The following is an 18,232-nucleotide window of genomic DNA, read 5'->3' as shown; positions in this document are numbered from 1 at the left end:
CCTGTTTAACGAAATTTTCAGAAAACCCGCACAAAAAAAGATGATGGCAGCAGAAAAAGTTGGAAGCTTCCTCCATTCATAAATTCAAAGTGGCTATCCGTAAAGTATAAGATTTCCAATGAGCATTTTTAACTATCTTGCTAATAGTTAAATTTTTGAATTAAAATATTCTCTTCTACATGTCCCGGTCCTATAAAACACTAATCATCGCCTTACTTGTGCTAGCTGCTTCCTGTAAAAAAAAGAACGGTTCCGAAACCGACAATCTTTTTAAGTTCAAGGACTACATCAGTTATCACACAAACGGGAACCAAAGTATTTCCACACCGATTACCATTGCATTGGCCCAACAATTGGAACAATTTGAACTGACCCAAGAGTTACCACCAGAATATTTGGAAATCTCACCAAAAGTGGGCGGAACATTGGTAATCGAAAATGGCAGGGAACTTACCTTTCAGCCTTCGGAATACTTGGAGTCCAATACAGAATACACTGTAAATGTAAAGCTCAACAAACTTTTTGAGGATATTGAGAGTGAGTTTAAAACCTATACCTTCAGTTTTAAAACAATTGCACCAAATTTCAAGGTCAATCTGGGCAATTTGCAATCCTACAGTAAAGATTGGCAATATGTTACAGGAACACTAAATGCTTCGGATATCCTGGATGCATCAAAAATAAACTCGGTGCTCGCCGTAAAACAAGGAGACAAAAACATTCCTGTAAAGTGGGACAATGCTACTGAAAATGCACAATATTTCAGTTTTAAAATTGACAGTATCTCCCGAAAAACAGAGGACAGTGAACTCACAATAAATTGGACGGGCGACGCCTATAATATTGACAACGAAGGCTCAGAAACCTATCCAATTCCAGGTAAAAACAAGTTTGTGATTGTTGATGCGAAAACAACATCCGCTCCCAATGCCGTGCTTACTTTAAACTTTTCAGAACCCCTAAAACAAGATCAAAACCTGAATGGTTTGGTGACCATTGAAAATGCTGAAAGTGTGCGATACGAAATCAATGGAAACGTCTTGAGCGTTTATCCCTCCAACCGAATTTTGGGAGAAGTCCGTGTAAATGCATTTCAAGGTATTAAAAGCGAATATGGTTTTACTCTGAAAAACAACTTTTCCGAACTAGTTTCCTTTGAGCAATTAAAACCTGCAGTGCGACTTATTTCCAAAGGAACCATTTTGCCCAATGCAGCGTCTACCCCCATCTATTTTGAAACGGTCAACCTTGCGGCAGTTGAAGTTCGCATTATTCAAGTGTATCAGGACAATATGCTGCAATATCTTCAAAATTATGACCTAACGGAAAATTACAATCCTGATTTTAGGCCCGTAGGGCGAAGGGTGGCATACAAGGTAATCCCCTTGACCGAGGACGGAAAGGAAAACACTAGCTACTGGCAGGCACATGGTCTTGATTTATCCGAATTGATTAAGGTTCATCCCGGTTCGTTGTATCGAGTGGAATTCAGTTTTAAAAAGGAACATACCACTTACGATTGTGGCGATGGTGCTGAAACTGAAGAATCAAAAAACGAATATGCATTGGAACAAAGTTCTGATGAAGCCTCCCAAGAAGAACGCTATTGGGACAACGAAATCTACAATTACAGAAACTTTAATTATAATTGGGAGGAGCGCGACAATCCCTGTCACTCCGCTTATTACAATTACGATAGAATAGCCGCGACCAATCTCTTGGGAAGTGATTTGGGACTTATCGTCAAAAAAGGTAGCAATCGTTCCCATCATTTTGCCGTGACCAACTTGCTCACAACCCAACCCGTGGCCGGTGCCAAAATAAAGCTTTACAATTACCAACAACAACTTATCGGGGAGACCACAACCGATGCCAAGGGATTATCAGTTTACGATAGCGACAAGGGCATTGCCTTTGCCGTGGCCGAGCATAGCAACAATTTTGCCTACGCCAAGCTAGCGGATGGAAACGCATTGTCCCTGAGCAAGTTTGATGTTTCCGGCGAGCAGCTCCAAAAAGGATTGCAAGGCTATTTATATACCGAAAGAGGGGTACATCGACCAGGCGATGTAATCCATTTGACCTTTGTTTTGGATGACAATGCCAACCCTTTGCCCAAAGGGCATCCCGTAGCTTTAGAAGTCAGCGATGCGCGAGGAAAATTGGTACAACGCCATATTTTAAAAGAAGGAAGTATTCCCGTTTCGGATGGATTATATGCCAAAAAAGAAAAGAATTTTTACTATTTCCCCATTCCAACAGAAGCTACGGCCCCAACGGGAAATTGGACGACCAAAGTGGTTGTGGGTGGAGCGCAATTCAGTAAAACCTTAAAAGTGGCTACGGTTAAGCCCAACCGATTAAAGGTGAATTTTACTTTTGATGACGAAGTTTTGGAAGCGAACTCCTTCAACAGCGGAAAAGCCGAGGTAAAATGGTTGCACGGTGCTCCCGCCCGTAACCTAAAAATTAATATCAATGCCACATTGAGTCAGACCTCAACCGCCTTTCCAAACTATAAAAATTATATTTTCCAAGACCCTGCTCGCACTTTCAATGAGACCGAACTACAATGGATTTCATCAAATTTGGATGCCAATGGAATACTCGACATCAACAAAAAAATAGATGTGAACGGCAACGCGCCAGGAATGTTGAAGGCAACTTTTACCACCAAGGTGTTTGAAGGAGGCGGTGACTTTTCCATAGATGTGTTCTCCAAAAATTTGGCACCATTTTCAAATTTTGTGGGACTTCGTTCTCCCGACCCAAAACAATACGGCTCTTTCTTGACCGATGACAACAATACCTTTGATGTGGTAACCGTCGATGCGCAAGGAAATCCATCAGGCAATCGAAAACTAAAAGTACAGGTCTTCAAAATTGAATGGCGCTGGTGGTGGAACCGGGGTTACGACAATTTATCTCGCTATGAAAATGCTACCGTCCACCGACCTTATAAAGAAATGAATATAACTACGGGAAGCGACGGAAAGGCCAACTTCAACATCAATGTTCCTGATGAACAAGGAGGACGCTACTTGATTCGTGTTATGGACGAGGTTTCAGGACACGCAACAGGCCGCACCGCTTATTTTTACCGCAATTGGTGGCGAAGACCAGCATCTGCTGATGCCGAGAGTTCCAAAATTCTGATTTTTTCTACCGACAAAGAAAAATACACCCTTGGGGAAGAAGCAACGGTCACTTTCCCATCAGATAAAGGTGGTCGCGCCCTGATCAGTATCGAAAACGGGACTGAAGTGTTATCCCAACAATGGATTGAGACCTCTGCCAAAGAAACCAGGGCCACTATTCCAATTACCGCGGATATGGCTCCAAATGCCTACATAAACATTTCGTTGCTGCAACCACATAGCCAGGTCAAAAATGACCTGCCCATCCGATTGTACGGCGTTGTTCCTCTCTTGGTGGAAAATCCGGCAACATTCTTGGAACCGCAAATAAATATGCCCGATCTACTGCAACCAGAAACCGAATACAAGGTTATTGTGTCCGAAGCCAGTAAAAAACCGATGACCTATTCGTTGGCCGTGGTAGACGAAGGCCTGTTGGACTTGACACGCTTTACCACTCCCGACATCCACAGTTCCTTCTATGCCAGACAAGCGTTGGGCGTAAAAACCTTCGATATTTTTGATGATGTGATGGGCGCCTACTCCATAAGTGTCGATAATATCTATGCTATTGGTGGTGGTGGCATCGGTGCGGGTGCCAAAAACAGAAAGGCGCAACGATTTAAACCTGTGGTCACGTATCTGGGCCCATTTACCCTGAAGGCTGGGGAAAAAGCATCACACACCATCAACATGCCCAATTATGTAGGTTCGGTGCGGACAATGGTAGTAGCCGGAAACCTAAACAGTGCATACGGCAATGCCGAAAAAACCACACCCGTACGTAAACCGTTAATGGTACTAACCTCCATTCCGCGAAAATTATCTCCCGGAGAGACCGTGACCATACCTGTTACCGTATTTGCCATGGAGCCGAAAGTGAAAAACGTAAAGGTCAGTATTGATGCAGGAAAAGCATTGGAGCCCCTCAACGGTACTTCCAAAAATATCAGCTTCAATGCGGTTGGGGAGCAAATCGTCAATTTTGATTTTAAGGTCAATCCAACATCATCATTCCAAACTATAAAAGTTACCGCTACGGGAGCGGGCGAAAATGCGAGCAACGAGACCGAAATCGATGTGGAAAATCCAAATCCGGCAACCACCAAAAGTGAATTGTACACGCTCGACCCCAACGGATCGCAGACCATCGCAATGGAAACTTTTGGTACATCGGGAACAAACGAAGCCTTCATAGAATTCTCGACGCTTCCACCAATGGATTTCTCCAAACGAATGGATTATCTGCTACGCTACCCGCACGGATGTGTAGAACAGACCACTTCCGCAGCATTTCCACAATTGTTCTTGGCGGATGTATTGGACATCACTTTTGATAAAAAGAAAGACATAGAGAAAAATATAAAAGCTGCTATTGACCGACTTGACGACTTCCAAGTTCCCAATGGTGGATTGAGTTACTGGCCCGGTTATGGCAATGCCGATGATTGGGGAACCTCCTACGCAGGTCATTTTATGTTAGAGGCCAAACAGCAAGGGTATCAATTACCGTTAACCTTCTTGAGCAATTGGCTGCGATACCAGAAAAATGCCGCACGCCAATGGAGCAACCAGAGCACCTATTACAACGACGATGTTTCACAAGCGTACCGATTGTACACCTTGGCCTTGGCACAACAACCCGAACTGGCTGCAATGAACCGTTTACGGGAAACCGCAAACCTCAGCAATGAGGCAAAATGGAGATTGGCAGCTGCTTATGCCTTGGTCGGCAAAAAAGAGGTGGCCCAAGCCATCGCGCAAAAGGCCAATATCAACTTTAAACCCAATAACTACAATTATAGAACCTATGGTTCCGTTTTCAGAAACCGGGCCATGGCCTTGGAGACTATGGTGATTTTGGGTGACGCGCAACAAAGGGAATTGGCGGTTTCCCTGGCCAAAAATTTATCATCACAACGGTGGTACAGTACACAAGAAACTGCTTACGCCCTCTTGGCAATGTCCAAAATGGTTATGAAGAATGGAGGAAGATCCATCGATGTGACCTTTACCAATAATGGGAAAGACATTAATGTCAAAACAGACAAGGCCATAGCAGAGCGAGAGCTTTCAGTCACTTCTTTAAAAGAGGAAATTACGCTGAAAAACAATGAAGTCAACATCATTTATGCGACCCTTACCCAAACTGGAAAATTGCCGGTCGGCGAGGAGTTGGCACAGCAGCAAAACTTAAGGTTGTCCGTGAACTACCAAGATCCATTGGGCAATTCCGTCAATATAAATGAACTGAGGCAGGGAACAGAATTCGAAGCAAAAGTGACCATTTTCAACAGTTCTGATGATTATATCGACAATGTGGCACTGACCCATATCGTACCCAGCGGATGGGAAATTGTGGACACCTCTTTTGTAAGCGGGGACAATGAAAATGCATCGAAAGCGGATTATGTAGATACACGGGACGACAGAACCCATCTGTATTTTGATTTGGATGCGAAAAAATCCAAGACCTTTACCATCAAGTTGAATGCATCGTTCTTAGGTGATTATTATTTGCCCGGTGCCCAAGCCGAAGCTATGTACGACAACAACTACCAAGCTCGAAACAAAGGCCAATGGGTAAAAATAGTTCAGTAATGTTATTGAATGATTGAGTTTTTATCGCCAGTAAAAAAATACATTGTCAACCATAAAATCACGTTTGGTGTATTTTTCATCATTCTGCTTTTGTGGATGTTTTGCCTGCCCCAAAACCTGTTCGAAGACCCAACATCAACGGTTGTCGACAGTTCCGAGGGTTCGCTGATTGGTGCACGTATTGCCGATGATGGCCAATGGCGGTTTCCTCAGATTGATTCTGTTCCCGAACGCTTCAAACAGAGTATTCTACTATTTGAAGATGAGTATTTTTATCAGCATCCTGGCTTCAACCCCATTTCCATTATTAAAGCCATCGGTCACAATCTGAACAAGGAAACGCGAAGAGGTGGCAGTACCATCACGCAACAAGTCATCCGCTTGAGCCGTAAAAACCAAAGCAGGACGTATTGGGAAAAAATCATCGAAATATTTATGGCCACTCGGCTGGAATTTAGGTACTCGAAGGAAGAAATTTTGAAACGCTATGCTTCCCATACACCCTACGGGGGCAATGTCGTGGGTTTGGAAACCGCTGCTTGGCGCTATTTTGGCATTCCAGCCCACGAACTGAGCTGGGGGCAATCCGCTGCCTTGGCAGTTTTACCCAATGCACCTTCGCTAATTTTCCCAGGAAGAAACGAACAAGCCTTTTTGGACAAACGGAACCGATTATTGAGAAAATTATGGGAGAAAGGAGTCATTGATGAAACTACCTACGAATTGGCCATAGCCGAACCGCTTCCGCAAAAACCTTTTCCCCTGCCCGATGTGACACCTCATCTTACCGAGCGTATCCGAAACGAGCATCCGGGCAAACGTGTGACCACTTCGATTCAAAGACCATTACAGCAACGATTGAATCTTTTGGCCGAGCGACATTATCGGCAATTGCAAAGCAACGAAATACACAACTTGGCCATTTTAGTGCTTGATGTGGAAACACGAAAAGTTTTGGGATATGTCGGAAATTCTCCTTCGGATGAAACACACGCCAACTATGTGGATATCATTACCAAAAAAAGAAGTACAGGCAGCACGTTGAAGCCTTTCCTATTTGCTTCATTGTTGGATGAAGGTCAATTGCTGCCCCATAGCTTAGTGGAGGATGTTCCAACAGTAATCAACGGATACAACCCTCAAAATTTTAATTTGAAACACGTAGGCGCCGTGCCTGCCAGCAAAGCATTATCCCGCTCCTTGAATGTCCCTGCCGTCCGCTTGTTGAGGGAATATGGACTTCAAAAGTTCTATAACAAACTCCACAAAATGAAGATAGAATCGTTGGACAAGCCCGCTTCCTACTATGGGCTATCCTTGATTCTTGGTGGCGCGGAAAGTTCCCTTTGGGAAGTGACCTCGACCTATGCCTCGATGGGCTCGAGTTTGAATTATTTTTTGACCCATTCCAGCACTTACAGAAAACAAGAGTTTACAGAAGCCACCTATTTGCAAAATGAAGCAAAGGATTTTGGGGAAGAACAGTTTGACCCGTTGGTTTTGGGTGCAGGTGCAATTTATAGCACATTTCAGTCCATGTATGAGGTCAACCGACCTGAAGGTGATGAAAATTGGCAGTTTTTTGATTCCTCACAGCCCATTGCTTGGAAAACTGGGACGAGTTTTGGTTTTAAAGATGCTTGGGCCGTAGGAGTTACGCCTAAATATGCCATTGGGGTTTGGGCGGGCAATGCTGATGGTGAAGGAAGGCCCGGACTTACAGGAATAACCGCCGCTGCCCCCCTTTTATTTAATGTGTTGGATGCGCTCCCAAATAGTGGTTGGTTCCAAGAACCTTTTGATGACCTTATTGAGATTGAGGTTTGTGAACAAAGTGGATTTCGAGCCTCTGTATACTGTGATGATGTCAGTAAAGAATGGGTGCCCATACACGGGACCCGAAGTGGCCCGTGTCCTTATCATCAACAAGTATTTTTAGATGCTTCGGAACGGTTTAGGGTGAATTCAGCTTGCTATCCTTTGGAAGATATGGTGGCCAAAAACTGGTTTGTGCTCCCTCCCATTTTGGAATATTACTACGCTTCTTCCAATCCAAACTATAAACCTTTACCATCTTATTTGGAGGATTGCTCTGCTTTGGAAAACAATTTAATGGAATTCATCTACCCAAAAAAAAATGAAATCGTTCTGCTTCCAAAAGATTTGGGCACCAAAACATCAGAAGTCATTCTAAAACTGGCACACCAGCAATCCAACGCTATTATTTATTGGTATTTGGATGACACTTTTGTGGGCAAGACCGAAAATTTCCACGAGCTCATTTTAAACATCGAATCGGGCGAATATATGCTCACCGCAGTTGACAATCAGGGTAACCGAATTCAACAGTTGGTAGAAGTACGCTCGGCTTCGGGCGAATAAATGTTCTGCTGACAAACAACACACTTATTTTATTGACACAAAAGGAAATGCTAAAAAAGAACAATCAGTTTAAATCAAATCAACCTGTTGTGCCTTTCGATAAAATTCGTCATTTCGAGTGGATTTCACGACAGCATTAGTGAAATCTGTATCGAGAAAAGAATTTTTGTCTAAAAAAGTTCTCGATACGATTTTTCGTTGCTCAAAATCACTCGAACTGACACCTGGACCCAAGTTTTAGGGTCGAAGAAGTTCTTAGACACAAATTTCTTTTCTCAAAACAATCAAACGGTAGTGAAATTGGCTCCGCTTCGGGCGAATAATTACTTCTTCCGCATAAAAATGGTCATCGGAACCCCGGTAAAGTCAAAATTCTGCCTGATTTTGTTCTCCAAGAATCGTTTGTAAGGATCCTTCACATACTGGGGCAAGTTGCAGAAAAAGGCAAATTGCGGGTATGGTGTAGGCAACTGGGTGCAAAATTTGATTTTCACGTATTTCCCTTTGGTTGAAGGTGGTGGTGTTTTTTCAATAATGGGCAGCATAATATCGTTCAGTTTGCGGGTTGGAATCCGCTTTGAAAGGTTCTTATATACCTCCACGGCAGTTTCTATTGCTTTATAAATACGCTGCTTGTTCATGACCGAAACAAAAAGAATCGGCACGTCTTCAAAAGGTGAAATAATCTCTTTTATTTTGGCAGTGTACTCTTTTACAGAATTGGTTTCCTTTTCGACCAAATCCCATTTATTAACCAAAATCACAATTCCCTTATTGTTACGCTGGGCCAGCCAAAAAATGTTCTGTACCTGTCCATCAAAACCTCTTGTGGCATCCAACATCACAATACATACATCACAATGTTCTATGGCACGAACGGAACGCATTACGGAGTAAAATTCCAGATCTTCCTTTACTTTGGCCTTACGTCGAATACCTGCCGTATCCACCAAATTGAATTCAAACCCAAACCGATTATACTTGGTATCGATACTATCTCGTGTAGTTCCAGCGATATCGGTTACAATGTACCGGTCCTCACCTATTAATGCATTGATAAAGGACGATTTCCCTGCATTCGGTCTTCCTACCACCGCAAAACGAGGCAATTCGCTTTCCTCCTCTTTCTCTTCTGGAAGTACTTTAGCAAGGGCATCCAATAACTCTCCTGTACCACTACCATTAATACTCGACAGGGTGTAGTATTCACCCAATCCCAAGGAATAGAATTCCACGGCATCGGCCATACGTTTGCTATTATCGACCTTATTTACGGCCAAAAAAGTAGGTTTATCGACTCTTCGCAACAATTTGGCGACATCTTCATCCATTCCCGTTACGCCAGATTCAACGTCAACCATAAAAATGATGGCATCGGCCTCATCAATGGCCAATTCAACTTGTTTGTCGATTTCCTTTTCGAAAACATCGTCGCTACCTAATACGTAACCACCAGTGTCAATCACAGAAAACTCCTTACCGTTCCAATCGCTTTTGCCGTAATGACGGTCTCGCGTAACACCGCTAACGGCATCCACTATCGCCTCCCGGCGTTGAATGAGTCGGTTAAAAAAGGTGGACTTCCCAACATTGGGTCTTCCTACAATGGCTACGATAGCTCCCATCAGGTTTAATTTTTGGCAAAAATACCATTTATTATGAAGAAAAAATGATACCTTTTTCAATCATTTTCAAATGATTATGAGCGACTTGGCCAATGAGATAGTTTTACGCCCCCGTTTTCGTGTCTCCCTAAGAACCAATTTGGAGAAATTAGAAGCCATTTTTGATACCCCTACGACCAATTCTTTTGTAATCAAAAGGCTGGATGAGCACATCTTTATAAAATTTAAAAAGACGGAAATAACCTTTTGGTCCCCCCAACTTCACTTGGAACTTTCGTCCTACGAGGAAGGTGTAACTAACATTCGTGGTGTCTTCGGACCCAACCCTACCCTATGGACATTTTTTATGTTCCTGCACTTTGGTGTGGGCACCCTTTTTGTGATTTTGGGAATCTTTGCTTATTCCAATTATTCTTTGGAAAAGGATATTACCCTTTTTTTAGTGGGCATGTTCTTTTTGGTCGTGATTTGGTTCGCGCTCTACGCCTTTGGCCGTTTGGGAAGAGCTAAAGGAAAAGGTCAAATGGAGCAACTGAAACAATTTGTAAGAGATACCATTACCCCTTTTGAGCGAATCAACAACGAATCTTAGCCATTGTACCCAAAGCGCCTAAGCTGCTGGGAATTACTGCGCCAGTTCTTGTTTACTTTTACATAGAGTTCGATGTGTACTTGCTTTGCAAAGAATTTTTCGAGGTCTTTTCTAGCTTCTACCCCTACTTTTTTTATAGCGGTGCCCTTATGCCCAATAATTATACCCTTTTGGGTATCGCGTTCCACCATAATTACGGAACGGATTCGGATAATGTCCTCATCTTCCAAAAACTCTTCGGTCTCCACCTCAACGGAATAGGGAATCTCCTTTTTATAGTGTAGCAAGATTTTTTCACGAATGGTCTCGTTCACAAAAAAGCGTTCGGGCTTATCAGTAATTTGATCTTTTGGATAAAAAGGCGGTGCTTCGGGCAGAAGTTCCAAAATGCGATTGAACACTTCGGTAACATTAAAATTTTCCAAAGCGGAGATGGGATGAATCTCTGCGTTGGGCAATTGTTCTTGCCAATATTGCATTTGTTCTTCCAACTTTTGCTGGTCGGATGTATCAATCTTATTGAGGAGCAACAGAACAGGAATCTTGCTGTTCTGTATTTTTTTTAAGAACGATTCGTCCTTAAGTGCCTTTTCTCCTATTTCCACCATATACAACAACACATCGGCATCCTCAAAAGCAGATTTCACAAAATCCATCATGGAGCTTTGCAGTTCGTATGCTGGCTTTATAATTCCTGGGGTGTCGGAGAGAATCATTTGGAAATCATCTCCATTTACGATGCCCAAAATACGGTGACGGGTGGTTTGTGCCTTGGAGGTGATGATGGACAATTTTTCACCCACAAAGGCATTCATCAATGTAGATTTCCCCACATTGGGATTACCAATAATATTTACAAATCCTGCTTTATGCGCCACCTTTCTTTCTTTTTTCAAAATATTGTTTGGATGCTGCATTCACCTTTGGTGAAAGGTACAACACAGCAATCATATTGGGTATCACCATCAATGCATATGATAGGTCTATCAGATTTTTTACCAATTTTAATGATGCAATTGCGGCAAAAACAATCATAATTATAAAAAACACATTGTACCATTTTCCAATTTTGGCATTGGTCAAAAATGACAAACTCTTTACACCATAATAGGAATAAGTGAACAATGTTGACAATGCAAATGCTGCAACAATAACCATCAGCAGTACATCTCCGATGCCGTAAAGGGTTGTTTCAAAAGCGGACATCGTCATGGTGATGCCGCTACCATCCTCTAGGTAAGCACCACTCAAAATAATTACTACCGCGGTAAAGGTACATACTAAAATTGTATCGATAAATGGTCCAAGCATTGCCACAAGTCCTTCCTTGGCAGGCTCATCGTTCCGGGATTGTCCGTGGTACATGGGTGCACTGCCCAAACCTGCCTCATTGGAGAACATAGCCCTACGGACACCAACAATCACCAAGCCCCAGAATCCGCCTGTGGCCATGGTGTCGAAATTCCAGGCTTCTACCAATATCATTTTTAATGCTGGCCAAACTTCCCCAGCATGACTTGTCATCACAAAAATGACCGCCAACAGATAAATCCCCACCATAAAAGGAACAATTGCGGATGCTACTTTTGCAATCTTAGAAAGTCCCCCAAAAATTACAATGGATGTGATTATGGCAAGAAAAAATCCTATTCCGAGTTTCCAGTTGTATTCGCTGGTTGCCCAAAGTGTCTTGTGTGGCTCCACCACACCCATAAATGCTTCGGTAAATTGGTTGGCAGTAAACACTCCTAAAAATCCGAACAATCCACATATACTAAAAAAAATGGCCATGGGCTTTGCCCATTTCCCCATTCCTTTGGTGATATAGAACATAGGACCTCCCTGCATATGACCTTCTGAATCGGTTCCACGGTACATAATAGCCAAACTACCGGAATAATATTTGATGCCCATCCCTAAAAGTGCAGTCATCCAAATCCAAAACACCACTCCTGGTCCTCCATCGTGAATGGCAATGGCCACGCCCGATATATTTCCCAGTCCAACTGTAGCAGCTACGGCTGCTGAAAGCGCTTGAAACGAGCTTACATCTCCCTTTGCATCTTTATCATCATATTTTCCGGAAACCACCGCAATGGCATGTCCAAAATGGCGAAAAGGCGCAAATTTGGAATAAAAAGCCAAAAACAGTCCTCCCCCAATAAGCAGGATAAACATGGGCCACTCGGTATATGGCAAAAGTGAGGATATAAAATCGTTGATTGCGTCCATAAGGTAAAAAGGCCGAATTTATGGATTTTGGCCGGGATTGGCGCTAGTGGAAAAGGAATATTAATTTTAGTTTGGAAAAGATGTAAAAAGGGTTGTATATTTGCCGTCCACATCGCGGGGTAGAGCAGTAGGTAGCTCGTCGGGCTCATAACCCGAAGGTCACTGGTTCGAGTCCAGTCCCCGCTACTAGGATAACCCATTGACTGACAGTGTTTTAAAACTGTTGCCAATGGGTTCTTTTTTTGATATATTGCAAAGCGCATACGCTACCGCATACAAAAACGGATTGGGTAAAAAAAAGTACACGGAACCGAAGATCTATCATGGCGGGGAGAATTTCGACCTCTCCAAGAGATGGTACGTCTACTATTCTTTTGCCAGTCCGGATCTAAAAGATAAGCTCGGTAACCCCGTGATGGTCCGTCAGACACCCATTACGATGAACATCAATAGAAAGTACCGGACTAAGGCGGAAAGATTGATGCAATTGGAAGTGGTTAGGGAGGTCCTGCTGGAAATGCTCAAGGAGGGCTATTCACCATATAGGGACAAGTTTAAACTCGGTGCCGATTCATTACAATATACAACCGAAGCAGCGTTGGACTATGCCTATGCCATAAAGATCAGCAAGCTTTCCGAAACTTCGATAAAGGATTATAGCAGTCGGTACAATCGATTCAAGCTTTATTTGGACAAAAGGAACTTGCTGGACAAGAGCATACTGGGCATAACCAAACAGGTGGTCAATGAATATCTCCATGGAATAACCAAGACCAGCAGTGCCAGGAACCGTAACAATACCCGTATCGTATTGAGCGCAATCTTTGGCGAACTGGAGGACAATGAGATCATCCCACGGAATTTTATCGAGAACATCAAGGTACTGGATACCAAGTCGGTGAGCCATAAGACATATTCTCTGGAAGTTTTGGAAGGCCTATTTACCTATATGGAGAAAACCGACCCCCTTCTGTTGCTCTTCGTCAAGTTCGTTTCCTATAATTTTCTACGACCCATAGAAGTGTGCAGGTTAAAGGTCAAGGATGTCTTTATCACACAAAAACTGTTACGCTTCCAGGCAAAGAACAAACCTGAAAAGGTCAAGATTATACCGGATATTGTCCTAAACGAAATTGAGGGCCTTGACCTTTCGGAACAAGAGCATTTTTTGTTCACGCCAGATGGTATCGGGGAATGGGATGCTACGGAAACCAGTAGAAGGGATTATTTCACAAAACGTTTTTGGAGGCTCAAAAAGAAATACAATGAACATCTCCTGGCACAAGGTGAAACACTTCAATTGGGGAGTGAATATACTATCTATTCCTTTAGACATACCTTTATCACGCTCCTGTTCAGGAAATTCAGAAAGGAATTCACCTATACGGAAACCTGTGACAAACTGATGCTCATTACAGGCCATTCTACCTTGGATGCGCTAAAGTCTTATTTGAGGGATGTTGATGCGGAGCTTCCTGAGGATTATAGCGGTTTATTGACCTTGAACTAAGATTCTCTCGGATCTGAACCAACAAACTGGAATGGTTCTATACAAGTTGGCCATGTGATTATTATGCCCATATGCTATTTGTTCAGGTGGAGCTTTCCGGTGGAAATGAAGAGGTCCCTATAATATTTTTTTAATTTCTCCCTTTCGGTCATTGGTTTTGGTTTATGGTCAGGACATGCCTTTGCCTTTTTCTGGGATAGAATGGCCTCCAAATCCTCAACGGACAAGCTATCCAGCAGGGCATTTAGCAATTTATCACTGACCAAGCTACCTTCCATGATATATTACAACCTTTTTCCTTTGCCCTTTCTTTTCGCTCTCTTCTTTCTGTCCTCAAGTTCCAATTTGAACGGAGTCCAAGGAATCTCCTCGATTTGGTCAGACACTACGGTTTGAGCCTTTCCCAGATAATCTTTTGGTTGCCCAAAAGTTTGGACTGGCCCTCCCGGAGCATTTGTTGTTTTTCCTGGAGTACCCGTTGCCCTTCCAATGATTTCTCCATAAGTTCTTTCAGCTCTTCGTTCTGCAATATTATTTTGGAGAATAATTGAACGATCTCTGTCTTGCCCATAATCAATTCGTTTTATAATGTTGTTCCATGAGTATTTTCTTCCCAAGGTGCTTCCCTTGTATATTACGTTCCCATACCTGAATGAAATCCCGGTCACCCTACCTGTGGTCTTGCTGATATTGAACTTTGGAAAGATGTTCCTTTGTTTCAATCCATCAATGAATATGGCCACATCCTTGGATTCAGTCAATACATTCTCAAGATGTTGTTGGAGTATCAGTTTTATGGGTGGTTTCGATGTCCTTATCGCCTTTTCCACCTCTTTTTGGGTCAAGGAAGCCTTGCTCTTGAGTTCCCTATCCAGTAGTTGTGTCAGATTGTATTTCCTTTCCAGTTCCCTTACAAGTTGCTTGCTACGGTAAAGGTCCCTGCTGTCATCCACCACTTCCCCTGACAATTTTACCCTATTGGCCACAATATGGATATGGTGGTGTTCCTGATCGGTATGCCTGTAGATGATATACTGGTTGTCATCAAATCCCATTCCCTTCAGATAATCGAATCCAAGTGAGGCAAACTCACGGTCTTTCAAATTATCGGTATGGGGAAGGTTCAGGGAAACATGACAGACCGCTTTGGCCAATCTTGGACGTAATTGCCTGATAAGGTTGAACTCCTTGGTCCTGTCAATCGTATTTCCATGGGAAATATTGGCATCGATCACGCTGCCCTGCCCTTGCTCCACCTTCTTTTCATTATAGGCCAATACACCATAGAAATCCTTCCCCTTTATGATCTTTGCTATCATTTGCCCAGAATGTTTGACTTTATGGTATCCAATACACCTTTCAGTTCCATCAACTCCTTCTGGAGTCCTTGGGGATCGTACATTCCCAAATGGTTTTTCTTGACAAGTTGGTTGATGTTGTTCCCGATTCGGCTCAGTTCAACAAAAAGCTTTCTGTTCTCCGGCAATACCTTAACCCTTGGCAGCGACTTGCCGGTGGCTCTCCTTCGTACATAATCTGGGATTCCGATCCCCAAGTTGTCTGCATTGTTTGATAATATCAGATATTCGTCCACCGACATCCTGACATTTACCTGTATGGGTCTGATATATCTTATGTCCTTTTTTGGTCTTGCCATATCTTAGGGGTTTGGGGAGGATCCCCAACAAGCTTGCGAACACAGTGAGCAGTTTTTGTTATCAAAAACATAGCTTGCTTCGTGACCTCCGATTAACTATATCACAAACCTATGGCCAATGGATTACTTGCAAGGGTTTTGCCGTACACGGTTATATGTACGGTAAATCTATCCAACGTATTTTCTTAATTAAAAATCAAGGATTGGGCGAAATCGCAAAGGTGTATTTCTGTTGGAAGGGAAAAAAAAGGAACACCGTTTTAAAATTCAAAACCATGAACCAATTTATACTTGATAGCCCTCTCAAATTCGTATGGAGACATAATACTTGTCATTCAACTATATCTGTTCCTAGAGATGTTTTTGAAACAAAATATTCGAATTGAACTTTTACTTAACCCATGTAGATTAATTCATTAGGGCCGACAGTACAGATTTGTCCAGCTTTAAGTCTATCTGTAAATCTGGAAGATTATCAAAATCAAAAATTGGGAAAGGGGTAACCGAGACAACCTTTGCACGACGTAATGTCTCCACCCATAACAAAATGTGCCAAGAGAAGAAAATCTTGTTGAATTCCGCTTCATCCAAATCATTTTCCGGCAACCCCTTTAAAAAATGGTAGGTTGTATATAACGCATCAAAAAGCTCACACATGAAGACTTGGTCTAAGTTCGCATCCCTTGGATTGGTCTTGTCAAAAAGATCCTTTAATAAAGGGTCTGGCAATACATCCGACGTAGTATCCAAGGATATAACCATTATGGAAACCGTTCGAGAAATAATCCCTTCCGGATCATTATCGAAATCTAAATACAATCCTCCTTCTTCTTGCATATACAACTCAAGGTAAGGTTTTGGTCTAGGATCATAAAGGAATTCGCAGTATTTATCTGGTTTTTAGAGTCGTTGACCCCAATAATTACAACATTTTACTTTTTAAATCGTAAATTTGGGAATACATCAAACAATGTAGCTTTTAGATTGTTAAACTTCTCCCCCTTTTAACAATTAAGAGCTACATTTTTTAATATAAAATCGTAAAATCTTACCGAATCAGTGAGCTTGTCATCAAAAACTTTGGAGGTTTTGAAAGAATTAAAGCAGATTTCCCATGTCAAGGTGACCACATATATATTATATGGAAGTGATGAGGCATTGATGTTGTACCACAATTCTTTGGATACATTGCTTGAATCGAACTGTATGGATTTCGATGTCGTCACTTTTGAAACCCAGTTAGGCAAAGAGCCAGAATTTATCATTGACATTTTTGAAATAGAAGGTTATTGCATAATAGATCAAACCATACGAAATCGGTTACATGACAATCTCTGCAAAAAAGTTAAAAATCAGATTATTGAACCAAGACAACAATAATGGCTGGAAGAACAAGAAGACAGAATTTTCTTTAAAGCCTCTTAAAATGTCTTTGATAGGTTGTCGGGCTTAAGCTAATTCATCATTTCGATAAAGAATGGGCCTTTTTTCAATTACGCTTACTCTTTGGCCATTGGGCATACTAAAAATTTATGAATTCTAGAAGAACACGAGAGATCTGTGTTCGTTTTGTATTTTATTTTGGTGATTGTTATTTTCCTTTCATCCTGTCAATCAAACCTTGTATGTAACCATCAAGGTTGAATGAAGCCTCTACCAAATTTCAATTACAAAAGCTATGACTGATTTACATGGGTTGATGATATTATTGTTGTTGAGTTTATAAAAAATCGCCAAACCTTTTGCTTTTAAATTATAAATCTCGTTCAGGTGAAGATTCAAAATGTATTTTGCGATTCAAGATCTTACTGGAAACCACACAGGATAGGGAAGAGTTTTAATGGGTATTCCCCTTGCACGTTTTCCCTTTTTTAGTTCCATCTTCATTATTTATCGAGTGTTAGACTTGTAATGCCCCCTATTTTAAAGCATTTACTTGTTCAAGTTACACGAAACTTATAATTGATGGTCAAGAAATGTAAAATCAGACAAATAAGCTTTTGCACTTAAGCCTTACCTGTTCAACAGCGTCCACAATATCATTTAAGTTCAGGGTTTCTCCATGGATCACAAGGGTATTGTTGTAGGAGTTATACCCTCTGTGACAAGATCCCCCTATGGATGCGCTTAACGAGGGGTTCATTGCCAGATCGGTATAGGAACAAATATCCTTGTCTTTGAAAAAATCATCCAAAAATTCATCATAGTGCTCAAATCGGTTCCTGATTTTTCTACTTTTCAAAACACTTTCAGAGCCGATTTCCAGAAGTTGCCTAAGTTGTTCGCCCCTTTCTCTATATTTCCATGTTGGCCAAAGAATTTTAGAGATATTTCCAGATGATATCAAGATGGATTGAATATCCGACCAAACAGAGATTTTATCAAAGCCATCCGCAGAACCTTTCAATCGCCGATAAGAACTTGATACAAGTTCGGCCTGGAAAATCAATTCAGTTAAAAAAGCGCCTTCTCTGATCAGTTTCATCGTTTCATTGG

General features: G+C 42.0%; 13 protein-coding genes and 1 tRNA gene. 6 read left to right on the top strand and 8 right to left on the bottom strand.

Annotation, left to right across the window (positions count from 1 at the left end):
* Positions 1 to 179: 179 nt before the first annotated feature.
* The gene (locus ACQQ5U_RS14060) at positions 180 to 5,738 is read left to right on the top strand and encodes an alpha-2-macroglobulin family protein (RefSeq protein WP_437398432.1); all 5,559 of its coding nucleotides are present in this window, start codon (positions 180 to 182) and stop codon (positions 5,736 to 5,738) included.
* A 9-nt stretch (positions 5,739 to 5,747) separates the two neighbouring features.
* Positions 5,748 to 8,120, top strand: coding sequence for a penicillin-binding protein 1C (pbpC, locus tag ACQQ5U_RS14055; RefSeq protein WP_437398430.1), 2,373 nt, complete (start codon positions 5,748 to 5,750; stop codon positions 8,118 to 8,120).
* Positions 8,121 to 8,443: 323 nt separating this feature from the next.
* On the opposite strand, the gene der is transcribed toward pbpC, so the two are convergent.
* Positions 8,444 to 9,745 (bottom strand): ribosome biogenesis GTPase Der, encoded by a 1,302-nt coding sequence (gene der, locus ACQQ5U_RS14050; RefSeq protein ID WP_437398428.1) that lies wholly within the window; start codon positions 9,743 to 9,745, stop codon positions 8,444 to 8,446.
* A 70-nt stretch (positions 9,746 to 9,815) separates the two neighbouring features.
* Here der and ACQQ5U_RS14045 point away from each other — a divergent pair, with 70 nt between their 5' ends.
* Positions 9,816 to 10,337, top strand: a complete 522-nt coding sequence (locus tag ACQQ5U_RS14045) for a GTP-binding protein (protein WP_437398427.1) — start codon at positions 9,816 to 9,818, stop codon at positions 10,335 to 10,337.
* On the opposite strand, the gene era is transcribed toward ACQQ5U_RS14045, so the two are convergent.
* Entirely contained in the window at positions 10,334 to 11,215 is an 882-nt protein-coding gene (era, locus tag ACQQ5U_RS14040) for a GTPase Era (RefSeq protein WP_437398513.1), read from the bottom strand. The two genes, ACQQ5U_RS14045 and era, sit on opposite strands and share 4 nt — an antisense overlap.
* Entirely contained in the window at positions 11,205 to 12,569 is a 1,365-nt protein-coding gene (locus tag ACQQ5U_RS14035; protein WP_437398425.1) for an alanine/glycine:cation symporter family protein, read from the bottom strand. The genes era and ACQQ5U_RS14035 overlap by 11 nt, the downstream gene beginning before the upstream one ends.
* Positions 12,570 to 12,682: 113 nt before the next feature.
* Between ACQQ5U_RS14035 and ACQQ5U_RS14030 the strand changes: the two genes are divergently transcribed.
* Together ACQQ5U_RS14030 and ACQQ5U_RS14025 are read left to right on the top strand one after the other, a co-directional pair.
* A tRNA-Met gene (locus tag ACQQ5U_RS14030) sits at positions 12,683 to 12,755 on the top strand.
* A 43-nt stretch (positions 12,756 to 12,798) separates the two neighbouring features.
* Positions 12,799 to 14,079 (top strand): tyrosine-type recombinase/integrase, encoded by a 1,281-nt coding sequence (locus tag ACQQ5U_RS14025; RefSeq protein ID WP_437398423.1) that lies wholly within the window; start codon positions 12,799 to 12,801, stop codon positions 14,077 to 14,079.
* A 74-nt stretch (positions 14,080 to 14,153) separates the two neighbouring features.
* On the opposite strand, the gene ACQQ5U_RS14020 is transcribed toward ACQQ5U_RS14025, so the two are convergent.
* The 4 genes from ACQQ5U_RS14020 to ACQQ5U_RS14005 all read right to left on the bottom strand — a co-directional run bounded on the left by ACQQ5U_RS14020 (position 14,154) and on the right by ACQQ5U_RS14005 (position 16,573).
* Positions 14,154 to 14,357, bottom strand: a complete 204-nt coding sequence (locus ACQQ5U_RS14020; protein ID WP_275617145.1) for a hypothetical protein — start codon at positions 14,355 to 14,357, stop codon at positions 14,154 to 14,156.
* Positions 14,358 to 14,363: 6 nt separating this feature from the next.
* A complete protein-coding gene (locus ACQQ5U_RS14015; protein ID WP_437398422.1) occupies positions 14,364 to 15,398 on the bottom strand; it encodes a relaxase/mobilization nuclease domain-containing protein in 1,035 nt (344 codons plus the stop codon).
* Complete coding sequence (locus ACQQ5U_RS14010; RefSeq protein ID WP_437398421.1) at positions 15,395 to 15,736, bottom strand: plasmid mobilization protein; 342 nt, start codon at positions 15,734 to 15,736, stop codon at positions 15,395 to 15,397. Before ACQQ5U_RS14010 ends, ACQQ5U_RS14015 begins: the two co-directional genes overlap by 4 nt.
* Positions 15,737 to 16,144: 408 nt before the next feature.
* Positions 16,145 to 16,573 carry a hypothetical protein gene (locus tag ACQQ5U_RS14005; protein ID WP_437398419.1) on the bottom strand — a complete coding sequence of 143 codons (429 nt, stop codon included), beginning with the start codon at positions 16,571 to 16,573 and terminating at the stop codon, positions 16,145 to 16,147.
* A gap of 252 nt (positions 16,574 to 16,825) precedes the next feature.
* Here ACQQ5U_RS14005 and ACQQ5U_RS14000 point away from each other — a divergent pair, with 252 nt between their 5' ends.
* Positions 16,826 to 17,116 (top strand): hypothetical protein, encoded by a 291-nt coding sequence (locus ACQQ5U_RS14000; protein ID WP_437398417.1) that lies wholly within the window; start codon positions 16,826 to 16,828, stop codon positions 17,114 to 17,116.
* 604 nt (positions 17,117 to 17,720) lie between these two features.
* Here ACQQ5U_RS14000 and ACQQ5U_RS13995 read toward each other — a convergent pair.
* On the bottom strand, positions 17,721 to 18,221 hold the full coding sequence (locus tag ACQQ5U_RS13995; RefSeq protein WP_437398415.1) for a hypothetical protein: 501 nt from the start codon (positions 18,219 to 18,221) through the stop codon (positions 17,721 to 17,723).
* Positions 18,222 to 18,232 lie beyond the last annotated feature (11 nt).

The sequence above is a fragment of the Flagellimonas lutimaris genome, from assembly GCF_051494225.1.
Classification (GTDB): domain Bacteria; phylum Bacteroidota; class Bacteroidia; order Flavobacteriales; family Flavobacteriaceae; genus Flagellimonas; species Flagellimonas lutimaris_A.
This window is presented reverse-complemented; position numbering and strand designations above follow the sequence as displayed.

What these genes read in the sequence shown, in the direction of transcription:
- ACQQ5U_RS14010 (WP_437398421.1), bottom strand. Translation starts at nt 15,736, where the DNA reads ATGGCAAGACCAAAAAAGGACATAAGATATATCAGACCCATACAGGTA.
- der (WP_437398428.1), bottom strand. Translation starts at nt 9,745, where the DNA reads ATGGGAGCTATCGTAGCCATTGTAGGAAGACCCAATGTTGGGAAGTCC.
- ACQQ5U_RS13995 (WP_437398415.1), bottom strand. Translation starts at nt 18,221, where the DNA reads ATGAAACTGATCAGAGAAGGCGCTTTTTTAACTGAATTGATTTTCCAG.
- ACQQ5U_RS14025 (WP_437398423.1), top strand. Translation starts at nt 12,799, where the DNA reads ATGGGTTCTTTTTTTGATATATTGCAAAGCGCATACGCTACCGCATAC.
- ACQQ5U_RS14035 (WP_437398425.1), bottom strand. Translation starts at nt 12,569, where the DNA reads ATGGACGCAATCAACGATTTTATATCCTCACTTTTGCCATATACCGAG.
- ACQQ5U_RS14005 (WP_437398419.1), bottom strand. Translation starts at nt 16,573, where the DNA reads ATGCAAGAAGAAGGAGGATTGTATTTAGATTTCGATAATGATCCGGAA.
- ACQQ5U_RS14015 (WP_437398422.1), bottom strand. Translation starts at nt 15,398, where the DNA reads ATGATAGCAAAGATCATAAAGGGGAAGGATTTCTATGGTGTATTGGCC.
- ACQQ5U_RS14045 (WP_437398427.1), top strand. Translation starts at nt 9,816, where the DNA reads ATGATTATGAGCGACTTGGCCAATGAGATAGTTTTACGCCCCCGTTTT.
- pbpC (WP_437398430.1), top strand. Translation starts at nt 5,748, where the DNA reads ATGATTGAGTTTTTATCGCCAGTAAAAAAATACATTGTCAACCATAAA.
- ACQQ5U_RS14060 (WP_437398432.1), top strand. Translation starts at nt 180, where the DNA reads ATGTCCCGGTCCTATAAAACACTAATCATCGCCTTACTTGTGCTAGCT.
- ACQQ5U_RS14020 (WP_275617145.1), bottom strand. Translation starts at nt 14,357, where the DNA reads ATGGAAGGTAGCTTGGTCAGTGATAAATTGCTAAATGCCCTGCTGGAT.